The organism is Mycobacterium sp. 852002-51971_SCH5477799-a (assembly GCF_001667145.1).
In the GTDB taxonomy this organism is placed as follows: Bacteria; Actinomycetota; Actinomycetes; order Mycobacteriales; family Mycobacteriaceae; genus Mycobacterium.
Window position 1 is genome coordinate 17,822 of record NZ_LZIF01000078.1, and the last position, 13,445, is coordinate 31,266.

Annotated in this window: 14 protein-coding genes; 4 read left to right on the top strand and 10 right to left on the bottom strand. The window is 68.0% G+C overall.

Features of this window, described 5'->3' with window-relative positions:
* Positions 1–7: 7 nt before the first annotated feature.
* The 5 genes from A5753_RS09195 to A5753_RS09215 form a co-directional block, all read right to left on the bottom strand.
* On the bottom strand, positions 8–682 hold the full coding sequence (locus tag A5753_RS09195) for an isoprenylcysteine carboxylmethyltransferase family protein (RefSeq protein WP_067126092.1): 675 nt from the start codon (positions 680–682) through the stop codon (positions 8–10).
* Between the two features lie 7 nt (positions 683–689).
* Positions 690–2,333, bottom strand: coding sequence for an ABC transporter permease (locus tag A5753_RS09200; RefSeq protein ID WP_156656033.1), 1,644 nt, complete (start codon positions 2,331–2,333; stop codon positions 690–692).
* Positions 2,330–3,277, bottom strand: a complete 948-nt coding sequence (locus A5753_RS09205; RefSeq protein WP_067126094.1) for an ABC transporter ATP-binding protein — start codon at positions 3,275–3,277, stop codon at positions 2,330–2,332. The genes A5753_RS09200 and A5753_RS09205 overlap by 4 nt, the downstream gene beginning before the upstream one ends.
* Complete coding sequence (locus tag A5753_RS09210) at positions 3,267–3,905, bottom strand: TetR/AcrR family transcriptional regulator (RefSeq protein ID WP_067126096.1); 639 nt, start codon at positions 3,903–3,905, stop codon at positions 3,267–3,269. Before A5753_RS09210 ends, A5753_RS09205 begins: the two co-directional genes overlap by 11 nt.
* A 134-nt stretch (positions 3,906–4,039) precedes the next feature.
* Positions 4,040–4,708, bottom strand: coding sequence for an O-methyltransferase (locus A5753_RS09215; RefSeq protein WP_067126098.1), 669 nt, complete (start codon positions 4,706–4,708; stop codon positions 4,040–4,042).
* A gap of 201 nt (positions 4,709–4,909) precedes the next feature.
* On the opposite strand from A5753_RS09215, the gene sigE reads away from it, so the two are divergent.
* From sigE to tatB, 4 genes are all read left to right on the top strand, one after another.
* On the top strand, positions 4,910–5,665 hold the full coding sequence (gene sigE, locus A5753_RS09220; RefSeq protein ID WP_067126102.1) for an RNA polymerase sigma factor SigE: 756 nt from the start codon (positions 4,910–4,912) through the stop codon (positions 5,663–5,665).
* A gap of 129 nt (positions 5,666–5,794) precedes the next feature.
* A complete protein-coding gene (rseA, locus tag A5753_RS09225) occupies positions 5,795–6,190 on the top strand; it encodes an anti-sigma E factor RseA (RefSeq protein ID WP_067126123.1) in 396 nt (131 codons plus the stop codon).
* 189 nt (positions 6,191–6,379) lie between these two features.
* Positions 6,380–7,894, top strand: coding sequence for a S1C family serine protease (locus A5753_RS09230; protein ID WP_067126105.1), 1,515 nt, complete (start codon positions 6,380–6,382; stop codon positions 7,892–7,894).
* Positions 7,894–8,310, top strand: coding sequence for a Sec-independent protein translocase protein TatB (gene tatB, locus A5753_RS09235; RefSeq protein WP_067126107.1), 417 nt, complete (start codon positions 7,894–7,896; stop codon positions 8,308–8,310). Before A5753_RS09230 ends, tatB begins: the two co-directional genes overlap by 1 nt.
* Positions 8,311–8,343: 33 nt before the next feature.
* On the opposite strand, the gene A5753_RS09240 is transcribed toward tatB, so the two are convergent.
* The 5 genes from A5753_RS09240 to A5753_RS09260 all read right to left on the bottom strand — a co-directional run.
* Positions 8,344–9,501, bottom strand: a complete 1,158-nt coding sequence (locus A5753_RS09240) for an Mrp/NBP35 family ATP-binding protein (RefSeq protein ID WP_156656034.1) — start codon at positions 9,499–9,501, stop codon at positions 8,344–8,346.
* A gap of 62 nt (positions 9,502–9,563) precedes the next feature.
* Positions 9,564–10,967, bottom strand: coding sequence for a lytic transglycosylase domain-containing protein (locus A5753_RS09245; RefSeq protein WP_197694645.1), 1,404 nt, complete (start codon positions 10,965–10,967; stop codon positions 9,564–9,566).
* A gap of 108 nt (positions 10,968–11,075) precedes the next feature.
* A complete protein-coding gene (locus tag A5753_RS09250) occupies positions 11,076–11,618 on the bottom strand; it encodes a DUF1003 domain-containing protein (protein WP_067126112.1) in 543 nt (180 codons plus the stop codon).
* Positions 11,615–12,922 (bottom strand): magnesium transporter MgtE N-terminal domain-containing protein, encoded by a 1,308-nt coding sequence (locus tag A5753_RS09255; RefSeq protein WP_067126113.1) that lies wholly within the window; start codon positions 12,920–12,922, stop codon positions 11,615–11,617. Before A5753_RS09255 ends, A5753_RS09250 begins: the two co-directional genes overlap by 4 nt.
* 81 nt (positions 12,923–13,003) lie before the next feature.
* Positions 13,004–13,445, bottom strand: a 442-nt coding sequence (locus tag A5753_RS09260; protein WP_067126114.1) for a DUF4190 domain-containing protein, incomplete at its 5' end; no start/stop codon positions are given.

Genomic DNA, 13,445 nt, shown 5'->3' on the forward strand with positions numbered 1-13,445 from the left:
GCGACAGCTACCAGAGGTAGGGCACCAGCCGGTAGCGCACGCGCCGCGCGTATTCGCGGTATCCGGGTAGTTCCCGGACGAGCAGCTTCTCTTCGTCGAGGATGCGCAGCGCGAGCACCAGGGCGCCCGGCGGGACGAAGAGCAAACCCCAGTAAGAGCCGAGCGCCAAGGGGATACCGGTCATCATGATCACATTTCCGACGTACATCGGGTGGCGCACGAATTTATAGAGGCCGTGGGAAGCGACCGTCTGGCCGGTTTCCACCGTGACAGTGGCTGCGGCATAGCTGTTTTGGGCGATCACCAGCATGGCGATGCCGAGACCCGTCGCCACCAGCACATCGCCGAACACCGACACCAGGGCAGGCACCGACGACCAGCCGAACCGATGATCGAGCGCGCTGAACACCATCGTCGCGAAAAGGCCAAGAAACGAGCCGGTGATGATGAATTTCTGCGCCTTGCGGGGTTCCGCCCGCGGGCCCGCACGCATGCGGCGCTGCAGGGCCGCGGGATTGGTCCGGGCCAGGTAGACGGTGGGGACGAGGGTCGCCGCCGTGAACACGGCGACAAAGAGCCATGCCTGCCAGTAGTGCAGCGTGCCCGCCGGCAGCAGCAGGATCACGGCCAACGAGAGAATGCCCAATACGGATGACGCCGTTACCCGGATTCCAGTGTTCATGATCCTCCTAGCAGCGTAGATCGCGGTGCCGAAAAGCCATGGCCCCCAGAGCCATCAGCCCTATGTCGATGGCTGATAGCCATAGCAGCGGTACGACGGTGAAGTCGGCGCCGATCCGCGGGATGTGTGCGAAGGGTTCCGCGTCGAGCAACCACTGCGAGAACCCGGCCAACGATCCGATCAGGTAGAGCGAGACGAAGCCGATCAACACACCCCAGGCCACCGGAGTCAGGCGCGGCGCAATGCCGAACACGCAGACGGTCACGGCCGACAAAAGCCACACCGCGGGCACCTGGACGGCCGCGCTTGCGACGACCGTGGGCAGTTTGGCGCCGACATCGCCGACCGCGAGGCCATAAACAACGCCGGCGGTGATTCCGCTGGCCAGTATCGCCGCCGCCGAGCCGGCTAGCGCGATCACCAAATGGCTTGCCAGCCAACGGGTTCTCGACACCGCACCGGCCAACACCGTTTCGGCTCGCTGGCTCGACTCTTCCTGGTGCAACCGCAGTGTGAGCGAGACGGCGAACGCGGCGGCGACCATGCCCATCATCGCGAACGCGACCGCGATGAACGCCTCCTCGAGCGCGCTGGTGCCGCCCATCCGTGCGACGATGTCGCGTGCCTCGCCACTGTCACCCAGCTCGTCGCCGATGCCGTGCACCACGCTGCCGATCAGTAGGCCATACAGGCACAGTCCCACGGTCCACAGCAGCAGCGCGGCGCGGTCGAGCCGCCACGCCAGTCCGAAGACGTTGCCCAGCGCGGGCGCTGCGGCGGCGGGGCCGGGGCGTTCCGCGATGAGCCCGGCGCCGACGTCGCGGCCCGCCAACAGCCGATACGCCAGGGCGGTCAACGCGGCCGTCGTCACCAGGTGCAGCAACAGCACCCACCAGCGATCGCCCGCATACGGTTTCACCTGAAGCGACCACCCGAGCGGAGACAGCCACGACAGCGTGCCGTTGCCGGCGTCACCAACGGCACGCAGGGTGAACGCGGCGCCCAGCACGGCGAAGGCCGCACCGCGGGCGAACCGGGCGCTCGGCGATAGCTGCGCGGTCACCGCCGCGACGGCGGTGAACACCAGCCCGGAGCAGGCCAGCGCCGCCCCGAACGCCAGCGACCCGGTGGCCGGGACGTCGGTGCTCAACAGGCCGGCAGCACCGATCGCGCCGGTGGCAATCGATGCGCCGAACGACAGCAGCAGCGCCGCGCTCAGGGCGGCGTAGCGGCCGATGGCGGTCGATTCCACCAACTCGGTCCGCCCGTTCTCCTCGTCGGCGCGGGTGTGCCGGATCACCGTCAGGATGACGGCCACCGCGATCAGCGTGTGGAACATTCCCGCCTTCCAAATGCCCACGGCGCCAAGGCTGTCGTTGTAGATCTGGCCGTAGAGGGCACGCTGGGCTGGGCTGGCCATGATCGAGGCCTGGAAGCCGGCGCGGGCGGAAGCGGAGGGGTAGATTTTTGCGATGCTGCCGACGTACACCGTGGCCAACGGCACCGACAGCAACAGCACCCATAGCGGCATCGAGATGCGGTCGCGCCGCAGGTAGAGCCGCAGCATGGCGAGCGTTCCGGAGAAGCTTGAACCATCAAGCGGCGCAGACGATGCCGACGCGAACGGCCGGTCCAACGTGGTGGTGCTCATGACAGCGACACCTTTGCCTCGTCGTGCCGGCCGTCGCCATCCGACGTGTCGTAGTGGCGCAAGAAAAGCTCTTCGAGGGTCGGCGGCTGGCTGACCAGGCTGCGCACCCCGGCATCGCCGAGCACGCGGATAAGCTCGCCCAGGCTTTCGCTGTCGACTTGCGCTCGCAACGTGTTGCCCTCGACGCTGACGTCCTCGACGCCTTTGATCCTCCTGAGATCGCCTGGATCCCCGGTCATTTCGGCCTTGATCGACGTGCGACTCAGGTGCCGCATGGAATTCAGCGAACCGCTTTCGATGGTCTTGCCGGCGCGGATGATCGTCACCCGTTCGCACAACGCTTCCGTCTCGGCCAGGATGTGGCTGGACAACAACACCGTCGCGCCACGGTCGCGGGCCTGGGCCACGCACTGCTGAAACACGTTCTCCATCAAAGGGTCCAGCCCACTGCTCGGCTCATCCAGGAGCAGCAGCCCGGCCTGGGATGAGAATGCAGAGATTAGCGAGACCTTCTGGCGGTTGCCCTTGGAATACGTGCGGGCTTTCTTGTGCGGGTCCAGGTCGAAGCGCTCGATCAGCTCGGCGCGGCGCTTCTTGTCGATGCCACCTCGCATGCGCGCCAACAGGTCGATGGTCTCACCGCCGGTCAGCGACGGCCACAGGGTCACGTCGCCTGGCACGTAGGCGATGTGGCGGTGCAGCGCGACGGCCTGGGTCCATGGGTCACCGCCGAGCAGCCGCACGCTGCCGCCGTCGGCCTTCGCCAAGCCGAGCAGGATGCGGATAGTCGTCGACTTCCCGGCTCCGTTGGGGCCGAGGAACCCGTGGACTTCGCCCTCCTGAACCGTGAGGTCCAGGCCGTCCAGCGCCCGCACCGCGCCGAAACGTTTGGTGAGACCGCGGATCTCGATGGGCGCAGAACGAATGGATTTGTCACTTGGCATCAGATTCTCCTTGATCCTCAGCGGCCAGGAACGCGTCGTACATGGTCCGGTCGGTCAGCAGTCCCTCGGTGTAGACCTCAAGTGCGGGCAATATCATGTCGCGCGAGTAATCGCGCAGCACCGCACGCAGATCCGTTGGCGTTTCATGCATTTGGATGTAGAGAAGGAAGCCGCCGCCGCCGGTGATGGCCAGGTACCTGGCCCGCGCCTTCGGGTCGTGGCTGGGCTTGATCGTCCCGGCGCGCACGCCCTCTTCCATGTATTCCTCGGCGTTGTCAATCATCCTGCGCCACAACATGTTCGCCAGTTCTCCGCCGGTCTGCATGCTGCGCACCAGATACGCCATCAGCGGCGCGTACTCCTCGATGTCGGCCATCTGGGCGAACCATGTGGCCGGGTCGTTGGATTGCAGCGCCTCGGACTTGGTGCCGCGAATGGTCTCGGCGATGTAGTCCTCGCAGGCCTTGCGCAGGCCGTCCTTGGAGCCGAAGTGGTGGATGACCAGCGCGGCGCTCACGCCGGCCGCTTCGGCGATGGCGCGAAGCCCGACGCCGAACCCGTGCTCGCCGAATTGTGCGATGGCCGCATCCCGGATCCGGGCGGCTGCCGTCAAGTCGGCTGAACGCATGTTCAGTACGCTAAACGCACGTTCAGCCGCCGGTCAAGGGCGACGCGCGTCAAGATCTCGTAAAGGTGTACGGGCTCCCCAAAACGGGTGGTCAACGGCCAAAAGTTCGCAAAGAGTCTGGGCCCGGTCGCGAATCAGTCGCGGACGGCGGCCAGGATCCCGTCGCCGAGCGGCACCAGAGCGGGGGTGAGGCGCTCGTCCTCGGCGATCAGCCGCGCCGCCTCGCGCACCGCGACCACCTCGGCGTCGCGGGCGGCCGGATCCCCGGCGCGTCCGCCCAGCGCGGCGCGGTGCACCACGATCACGCCACCCGGGCGCAGCAGCCGCACGCCCTCGACGACGTAGTCGGGCTGATCGATCGGGTCGGCATCGATGAACACCAGGTCGTAGGACTCGTCGGCGAGCCGGGTGAGCACCTCTTGGGCGCGGCCACCGATCAACCGGGTGCGCGACGGACCGATGCCCGCTTCGGTGAACGCCTGCTTGGCCAGCCGCAGGTATTCGGGCTCGATGTCGATCGTCGTCAAGACGCCGTCGTCGCTCATACCGGACAACAGCCACAGCCCACTGACGCCCGCGCCCGTGCCCACCTCCGCGATGGCCTTGCCGCCACTCAGCTTGGTGAGCAGGCTCAGCAACGCGCCGACCGCAGGTGTCACCGCACCCGCGCCGATGTCCACGGCCCGCTCGCGGGCGGCCGCCAACAGCGCGTCCTCCGATATCGAGCTTTCGGCGTGCGCGACGAGCGATTCGGCCCGGCTGGGGGCTGCCTGGCCGGGGGCTTCTGCGTCGGTGCCGTCCATGCCCGCAGCGTATTCCACTTCGCCGCGCTGGCCGACAGGCGCGCCTGAATCGGATCAGGGTGACACGCCCAACGGTCGCGGCGCGTTTAAGGTCACCCCGCGGTGGATATCTCCTGCACAGCGTACGTAACGATACGGTTTCTCAGGTTGAGCTCAGACTGTTCATATACCGCACATACTCCGGTACGCGACGGTAGCCCTATGCATCGCGGAGGGCGTTGGGCCGGGAATACCGAATGGGAAATACCCGTTGCCGCAAATGACGAAGTGCCGCTGATTGGCGCGCCGGATTCGGAGGACTTGATCATCACCACGCTTCTCAGCCCGTCCAGCATGTCTCATGCGCAGGAACTCCCCACCGACGAGTGGGTGAAGCCGTCCGATGCGCCGCAGGGGACCGCGGTTTTCGACGCGACCGGAGACAAGGCGGCCATGCCGTCATGGGACGAGTTGGTGCGCCAGCACGCCGACCGCGTGTACCGGCTCGCCTACCGCCTTTCCGGCAATCAGCACGATGCTGAGGACCTGACCCAGGAGACCTTCATCCGGGTCTTCCGGTCGGTGCAGAACTACCAGCCGGGAACGTTCGAAGGGTGGTTGCACCGCATCACCACCAACCTGTTCCTCGACATGGTGCGCCGGCGCTCGCGCATCCGGATGGAGGCGCTGCCCGAGGACTACGAACGGGTGCCCGCCGACGAACCCAACCCCGAGCAGATCTACCACGACTCACGGCTGGGCCCTGACCTGCAGGCCGCGCTGGATTCGCTGCCGCCGGAGTTTCGTGCCGCCGTCGTGCTCTGCGACATCGAGGGTCTGTCCTACGAGGAAATCGGCGCCACCTTGGGCGTCAAGCTGGGCACCGTGCGCAGCCGCATCCACCGCGGACGCCAGGCGTTGCGGGACTACCTGGCCGCGCACCCGACTCCCGACGCCTTGCGCGCCCGATCGGCCTAGTCACCCACGCCCGCCTAACGTTCGGGCAGCTATTCAGCGGCTTTGCGGCCTTAGCTTCGGTATTGCGCACCCTCGCGCGCTACATTCGACATAAGGCGGCAATAAGAATTCAGTGGCGAGGAGTTGGTGATGCCCGATCGAGGACATGTGTTTCGCCGCGCGTTCTCTTGGCTCCCCGCTCAGTTCGCCTCTCAAAGCGACGCGCCCGTCGGCGCGCCGCGCCAGTTCGGATCCACCGAACACCTGTCCGTCGAAGCGATCGCGGCGTTCGTCGACGGCGAGCTGCGGATGAACGCGCACCTGCGGGCCGCGCATCACCTGTCGTTGTGCGCGCAGTGTGCGGCCGAGGTCGACGATCAGAGCCGGGCGCGTGCGGCGCTGCGCGATTCGCGCCCGATCCGCATCCCGAGCACGCTGCTGGGCATGCTGGCCGACATTCCCTACGAGTCGCCCGACGACGCATCCGCCCAAGCATCCGACCGTTTTGCGGACCGCGACGGCCGTGAGCGGCGCAAGCGCCAATAGCGTGCCGATTCGCGGCGATGCCGACGGGAGCGATCTGCGGCAGCGCCCTACGGCTACCCCATCCGCGCGTACATGCCCACCGGCGGCACGCCAGTGGATACTAGGGTGGACACGGACAACGCCGGTGCCGCGCATTTCGCTGGCAAAGGCTTGTCTCGAGCGCTCAAGTAGAGGATCCAAAGGGATAACGTGACCTCCGACCAAGGCTACGACCAAGCAAAAGACAGCGGCAACCGCTTAGCGCCGCGCCCCATCTCGCGTCCGCCGGTCGACCCCGCATCGAGCCGGGAGTTCGGTCGTCCCGCCGGCCTCCGCGGGTCGTTCGTGGCAGAACGGGTCCGTCCGCAGAAGTACCGCGACCAGGCCGAATTCCGGCCGAGCGACCGACCGGCCGACCCCGTCCTGCAGGAGGCGTTCCACCGTCCGGACGGCAGCCCCGACTCGCTGCAGCGTCACCCGGTGGACGCCAACGCGCTGGCCGCCGAGAAAGACGGTGCGAATCCCGACGAGCTCGCCGATCCCTGGCGAGACCCGGGAGCCGCGGCGGCGTTGGGCACCCCGGCGGTCGCGCCCTCGCGGTCCGGGACCGCGCTGGGCTACGGCGGCAAGCTGGGCGTGCGCGACGTGTTGTTCGGCGGCAAGGTGTCCTACCTCGCGCTGCTGGTCTTGCTGCTGATCGCGTTGGTCATCGGCATGCTCGGCGGTGTGATCGGCCGCAAGACGGCCGAGGTCGCCGAGGCGTTCACCACCTCCAAGGTGACACTGTCGACGAGCGGCAGCGGCGAGGGCCCGGCCGGACGCTTCGCCAAGGTGGCCGCCGCGACGGCGGGTTCCGTGGTCACCATCGAATCAAAGAGTGACCAAGAGGGCATGCAGGGCTCCGGCGTGGTCATCGACGGCCGCGGCTACATCGTCACCAACAACCACGTCATCTCCGAGGCGGCGAACAACCCCAGCCAGTTCAAGACCACGGTGGTGTTCAACGACGGCAAAGAGGTGCCGGCGAACCTGGTCGGCCGCGACCCCAAGACCGACCTGGCCGTGCTGAAGGTCGACAACGTCGACAATCTGTCGGTGGCGCGCCTCGGTGATTCCGACAAGGTGCGGGTGGGTGACGAGGTCCTGGCCGCGGGTGCGCCGCTGGGCCTGCGCAGCACCGTGACGCACGGCATCATCAGCGCGCTGCACCGACCGGTGCCGTTGTCAGGGGAGGGCTCGGACACCGACACGGTGATCGACGCGCTGCAGACCGACGCGTCGATCAACCATGGAAACTCCGGCGGTCCGCTGATCGACATGGATTCGCAGGTGATCGGCATCGACACCGCGGGTAAGTCGTTGTCCGACAGCGCAAGTGGGCTGGGATTCGCGATCCCGATCAACGAGGCCAAGCAGGTCGCTGAGACGCTGATCAAGGATGGCAAGATCGTGCACCCCACGCTGGGGGTCAGCACCCGATCGGTGAGCAACGCGATCGCTTCCGGCGCCCAGGTGGCCAACGTGAAGGCGGGTAGTCCCGCGCAAAAGGGCGGAATCTTGGAGAACGACGTCGTCGTCAAGGTCGGTAACCGCAAGGTGGCCGACGCCGACGAGTTCGTCGTCGCGGTCAGGCAGTTGACCATCGGCCAGGATTCCCCGATCGAGGTCGTCCGCGACGGCCGGCACGTCACGCTGACCGTCAAACCCGACCCTGACGGCAGCTGATGCTCGGCAGCCTGAGCTGGGAGCACATGCTCGTCCTCGTTGTGGTCGGGCTGGTGGTCCTCGGGCCGGAGCGGCTGCCGGGCGCCATCCGGTGGACGTCGAACGCCTTGCGTCAGGCGCGTGACTACCTCAGCGGCGTGACCAACCAGTTGCGCGAGGACCTCGGACCGGAGTTCGACGATCTGCGCGTTCCGCTCAGCGAACTGCAGAAGCTACGGGGCATGACGCCGCGTGCGGCTTTGACCAAGCACCTGCTCGACGGCGACGACTCGTTCCTGACCGGCAGCTTCGACAAACCGAATAATGGCGCGCTGCCGCAGGCCCCGCCGTCGGAACCCGCCGCGGCGAACGGCCAGGCGATGGCGGCCGAACAGCAGCCCGGTGGTCACACGCCGTTCGACGCGGACGCGACCTGAACTTCGCCGCGCGCCGCGGCCGTCAGAGCCGTATCAGCGCCGGGTCGGGTCGAGCCCCAGCGATACGCCGGCGAGCCCGCGCTTGCGCGATGACAAGCTGTCGGCCACCCCGCGAAGCGCCTTTCCGACCGGTGAATCGGGTGCGCTGAGCACCAGTGGTGTGCCGGAGTCGCCCGCGGCCACCAGCTCGGGATCGAGCGGGATCTGCCCCAGCAGTGGCACGTCGGCGCCGACCGCCCGGGAAAGCCGCTCGGCCACCTGCCGGCCACCGCCCTCGCCGAACACCTGCAGCGTGGAGCCGTCGGGCAGGGTGAGGCCGGACATGTTCTCCACGACACCGACGACGCGCTGACGGGTCTGCAGCGCGATGCTGCCGGCTCGCTCGGCCACCTCGGCCGCGGCCAGCTGCGGCGTCGTCACCACCAGGATTTCCGCGTTCGGGATCAGCTGCGCCACCGAGATGGCGATGTCGCCGGTCCCCGGCGGCAGGTCGAGCAGCAGCACGTCCAAATCCCCCCAGTACACGTCGGCCAGGAATTGCTGCAGCGCGCGGTGCAGCATCGGTCCGCGCCATACCACCGGGGTGTTGCCCTCGGTGAACTGAGCGATCGAGATGACCCGCACCTCATGCGCGATGGGGGGCAGGATCATCGACTCGACCTGAGTGGGCCGGTCGGTGGTGCCCATCATCCGGGGGATCGAATGGCCGTGGATATCGGCGTCCAGCACACCGACCGACAGGCCGCGGGCCGCCATCGCCGCCGCCAGATTGACCGTGACGGTCGACTTGCCGACTCCGCCCTTCCCGGAGGCGACGGCGTAAACCCGGGTCAACGAATTCGGTTGCGCGAACGGGATAACCGGCTCGCGGGCATCGCCACGCAACTGCTTGCGCAGTTCGGTGCGCTGCTCGTCGGTCATCACGTCCAAAGTGACCTTGACCGCGCCGGTGCCCGGGACGTCGGCGACCGCTTGGCTGACGCGGTCACTGATCTCGGTCTTCTTCGGACAGCTGGCGGTGGTCAGGTAGATCGTGACATGCACCGCGCCGTCGGGCTCGGTGTCGATGCTCTTGACCATGCCGAGTTCGGTGATCGGACGCCGCAGTTCGGGGTCGATCACCTTGCCCAGGGCGGTGCGGATAGCCGCGCTCAGGTCGGCTGCTGAATCGGAGGAGTCATGGCGGGACATCACCGCCGAGTGTAGGCGTGCACGACGATGCGGTTTGGCGGCGACCCTTCGCCGCGGGCCGGTTAGCTGGCCGGACCCGGCCCGGGGTGCTTCGGCTGGAAGACCCCGGGTGCCGCGCCCGACGGGCCGGCGGACTTGGGCGCCTGCGCGGCCTGCGAAGGTCCGGCGGCCGGAGGCGTTGGCGCCGCGGGCGGCGGCGCCGGCGGGGGACCCGCATCCGGGGCCGGCGCGCCGAACGGCTGCGGCGCCGGAGGGGCGAACGGCGCCGGGGGCGCGAACGGCGCCGGGGGCGCGAACGGCGCCGGCGCGGGTTGCGCGAACGGCGGAGGGGGCGCCAACGGCTGCGACGGACCCGCGGGCGGCGTGCCCTGCGAACCGATGCAGATCACCGTGCAGCCGGGAACGCGGGCCGGCGCCTGCTGAGGCGTGGGCGTCATCCACGGGAACATCGGCTGGGAACCGGGGAGCCCCGGGCTGCTCAAGTCGATCAGCGGAACGCGAGCCAGCGGGTCGTCGAGCGGCAGGCCGTTGATGTTCATCGGCAGGTTGGGGCCGAGCCCTTCGGCGTGCTCGAGGTGCGCGTCGCCCAGCGGCGGCGGCGGTCCCGTCATCGGCGGCAGGTCGACCGGCACCACGCCGGTGGCGTAGGCCGCCGCCCAGCCCAACACGTTCTGCGCATACGGCATCGAGTTGTTGTAGCGCAGGATCGCGGCCAAGACTTGCGACTGCTCACGCAGGTTGAGTCCGCCGCTGCACAGGTAGCGGGCGGCCGCCAGGGTGGAGTCGAAGATGTTCTGCGGATCCGCCACGCCGTCGCCCTTGCCGTCGGAGGCGTAGCGCGCCCACGTCCCCGGCAGAAACTGCATCGGCCCCATCGCGCGGGCGTAGGTGAGGCGATTGCCGGCGCTGCTCTGAACGATGGTCTCGTTGCCGGGCAACGAACCGTCCAGGGACGGGCCGTAAATCGGGGTGATCGCGGTGCCGCGTGCGTCGACCGCGCCGCCGCCCGCGTGACCCGATTCGATGCGTCCGATCCCGGCCAACAGGTTCCAGCTGACGCCGCAGCCGGGCGCAGCGACGGCCATCTTCTGTTCCGCATTCCGGTATGCGGCCAACGCGACGCTCGGAATGCCCAGTGCGCCACGCGCATTCACGATCATCGCCGGCGGCGGAGCGGACAACGCGGGCTCGGCGACGTGAAAGGCGGTGGGGCCGCGGTCAATTGCGACGACGGCGGGCCCGGTGAGGTCGGGGAAGGTCGGGGAGACGGCGGCCACCGGGGTCACCGCGGCATGTCTCGGCGGTATTCGCGCCGGGAGCGAGGGAGACGCTGCGCTGACCGCCCCCGCGAAGACCAATGGTGCAATCATTGCCACGCCGAAAATCGGCTTGCGCGTGTTCCGAAGTGCTCGCTGCCGCACAGACGCGGCGGCGGGGCTTTCACCCCGGCTTCCCCCTATGCGCACTCGACCGTCCTAGATGTGTGAGCTGGGTCCACTTTCTGTTAGCTCGGTGAACCAGATCACCATACATAACTCTTGTGACACGAGTGGCGCAATGGTCGAAATGGTTTCTCACCTGGATTTCTTAGCCGTTCGCTCGAGGGCGTCGCCGCCTGAAATCGCGTCGCCAGCTGCGGTTTCCGGCTGAAATCTAGCCAGTATTTCGCGCAAATCGTCGAGCTCGTGGCGCAGGTACTCCCGCGTCACCACCTCCCCGACGGCCAGCCGTACGGCGGCTAGTTCGCGGGCCAAGTACTCGGTGTCGGCCTTGGTCTGCGCCGCCCGGCGGCGGTCGTCTTCGAGGGCGACGCGGTCCCGATTCTCCTGCCGGTTCTGGGCCAGCAGGATCAGCGGCGCCGCGTAGGCGGCCTGCGTGGAGAAGGCCAGGTTCAGCAGGATGAACGGATAGGGATCCCAGCGCAGTCCCACGGCGAACAGGTTCAGCAGGATCCACACGAAGACCACGATTGTCTGCAGCAGTAGATACCGGCCGGTGCCGAAGAAGCGTGCGATCGACTCGGTGAACTGCCCGACGGTATCGGGATCCAGTCGCGGGGAGTATCTGCGCGACGTCCGCGGCGTGTAGAGCCCCCGTGGAGCCTTGGACTTGCTCACGCGGGTCCTCCCAGTCCTTCGAGCCGGCCGGCGCTGTCGAGTTCCTGCATGTCCATCCGCCAGTCGTGCGGCAGCAGGTGATCGAGCAGATCGTCGACGGTGACCGCCCCCAATAGATGGTTCTGGTCATCCACCACGGGCCCGCATACCAGGTTGTAGGCGGCGAGGTAGCGGGTCACCGAGACCAGCGGCGTTTCCGGCGTCAGGGTGAGTAGGTCGCTGTCGACGATTCCGCCGACCAGTTCGCCGGGTGCCTCGCGCAGCAGTCGCTGTAGCGTCACACAGCCCAGGTAGCGCCCGGTGGGGGTGGCCGTGGGCGGACGCACCACGAACACCATGGACGACAGCGCGGTGCTGAGGTCGGGATCGCGGACGCGGGCCAGCGCCTCGGCGACAGCCGTGTCCGCGGTCAGCACCACCGGATTCGAGGTCATCAACCCGCCCGCGGTGTCGGGCGAGTGGGTGAGCAGCCGGCGCACCGAGGCCGAATCCCCGGGATCCATGCGGGTCAGCAGCATCTCGGCGTCGGTCGGATTCAGCACGCCGAGCAGGTCGGCCGCGTCGTCGGGATCCATCTCCTCGAGCACGTCGGCGGATCGCTCGGTGCCCAGCTGCGACAGCACGTCGGCCTGATCCACCTCGGGCAGTTCCTGCAGGATGTCGGCCAGCCGGTCGTCGTTGAGCGCCTTGAGCACCTCGTAGCGGCGCTTGGGCGGCAGCCCGCGGATGGCGTCGGCCACGTCGACCGGTTTGCGGCCCTCGAACTGGTCCAGCAGTTGCGCCACGCCCTGGCCGGGCAGCGCCAGGGCCGAGGGCGTCAGACCCTGCACGTTGCGCCAGTCGACGACGTGGACTGGGCCCCGCCGCCCCAGCCGGCGTTGGCTGCGCACGGCGACCCGGCTCACCATCCAGTCCCGCGTCCGGGTCTGCTCGATGCCCAGGTCGGTGACCACCACATCGATGCCGGCCAACTCGGGCAGTTCGGGGTCGTTGACTTTGACGACAGTGTCGAGCACCTGGCCGATCGCCAGCACCTCCCCGGGTCGTTGGACGAAATGACGCAATGACACGTTGCCGGTGCTCAGCGTCACGGCGTTGGGTTCGATGGCGGCAACGCGCAAGATCGGGATGAAGATGCTGCGCCGCGTCGCGAGATCGACGACCAGGCCGAGTACGCGCGGTTGCTGTCGCACGATGCTGATGCTGATGACGACATCACGCACTCGCCCGACGGACTCGCCGAGCGGGCCCAACACCAACATCCGCGCCAGCCGCGCGATGTACACCCTGTTGACCGATCCCATGGAAGTAGAGCCTAGGCAGCCGTGGGTTTGATGGCAGACAACCCGGCTCCGGCCCGCGTGCGATCGCCCCGGTCTGCTGCGCTAATGCGTGTGCATCGCGAACAGCACGAACACCAAAGTCACGCCCAGCATGGCGATTCCGATGACGATGCCCGCAACCGCCAGGCCAAAGCCGTCCTGGCCGGTCCGCTTGATCTGTCGCACGGCGATCGCACCGAGCACTATGGCCACGATCGACCCGACGCAGCACAACAGGCCGGTGAACGAAGAGATGAGAGAGGCGATCGCCAGCGCGTTCGTCCCGGCTTTCTGCTGCGGGACAGATCCATAGCCGCCCTGGTAATCGGGTGTCGGGTAGTAACCGCCCTGATAATCCGGCGTCGGGTAATAGCCGCCCGGGTAGGCGGGCGGCCCGTAAGTGGGCGGCCCGACATAGGGCGGAGGCGGCGGCGGATAGGCCGGTGCGCCATAGCCGGGCGGCTGCTCGAATCCGGGCGGGGGAGCAACGGGCGGTGGGTAGCCG